The 1,130-nt window shown below is 63.2% G+C and carries 1 protein-coding gene; it reads right to left on the minus strand.

The genetic code is table 11. The features are described from left to right. A partial coding sequence (locus L0F51_RS19850) for a 30S ribosomal protein S1 (protein ID WP_234630885.1) occupies window positions 1–1,130 on the minus strand: 1,130 nt, incomplete at both ends.

Raw genomic sequence — 1,130 nt, forward strand, 5'->3', positions numbered from 1 at the left:
CTTCTCTTCGGCGATCTCCAGCGCCTTGATCGACAGCGCGATACGGCGCGCCTTCTTGTCGATGTTGGTGACGCGGGCATCGACCTTCTCGCCGGCGGCAAAGCGCTCGGGGCGCTGCTCGGAACGGTCACGCGCCAGCTCGGCGCGGCGGATGAAGGCGGTCATCTCGGTATCGGCGATCTTCACCTCGATACCGGAATCCTTCACCTCGACGATCTCGCCGGTGACGATGGCGCCCTTGCGGATGCCCTCGACGGCCTCGGCGAACGGATCGCCCTCGACCTGCTTGATGCCGAGCGAGATGCGCTCCTTGTCGACGTCGACTTCCAGGACGACGGCCTTGACCATCTCGCCCTTCTTGTACTCCTCCATCGCCTCTTCGCCCTGGCGGTCCCAGGAGAGGTCGGAGAGGTGCACCATGCCGTCGACGTCGTTGTCGAGGCCGAGGAACAGGCCGAACTCGGTCTTGTTCTTGACTTCGCCTTCGACGAGCGTGCCAACCGGATGGTTGTCGGCGAACTCTTCCCAAGGATTGCCCATGGCCTGCTTGAGGCCGAGCGAGATGCGACGCTTCTGAGGATCGACCTCGAGCACCATCACCTCGACCTCCTGAGAGGTGGAGACGATCTTGCCCGGATGGACGTTCTTCTTGGTCCAGCTCATCTCGGAGACGTGGATCAGGCCTTCGATGCCCGGCTCCAGCTCCACGAAGGCGCCGTAATCGGTGATGTTGGTGACGCGGCCGGTGAACTTGGCGTTGACCGGATACTTCACCTCGATGCCTTCCCAGGGATCCGCCTCGAGCTGCTTCATGCCGAGCGAGATGCGGAAGGTCTCCGGGTTGATGCGGATGATCTGCACCTTCACCGTCTCGCCGATCGCCAGGATCTCGGAGGGGTGATTGACGCGCCGCCATGCCATGTCGGTGACATGCAGGAGGCCGTCGATGCCGCCGAGATCGACGAAGGCACCGTATTCGGTGATGTTCTTGACCACGCCGTCGACGACCTGGCCTTCCTTCAGCTTGGCAACGAGCTCGGAGCGCTGCTCGGCGAGCGTGTCCTCAAGCACGGACCGGCGGGAGACGACGATGTTGCCGCGACGCTTGTCCATCTTCAGGATGCGGAAGG

It is taken from the genome of Afifella sp. H1R, from assembly GCF_021462425.1.
Lineage (GTDB): Bacteria > Pseudomonadota > Alphaproteobacteria > Rhizobiales > Afifellaceae > Afifella > Afifella aestuarii.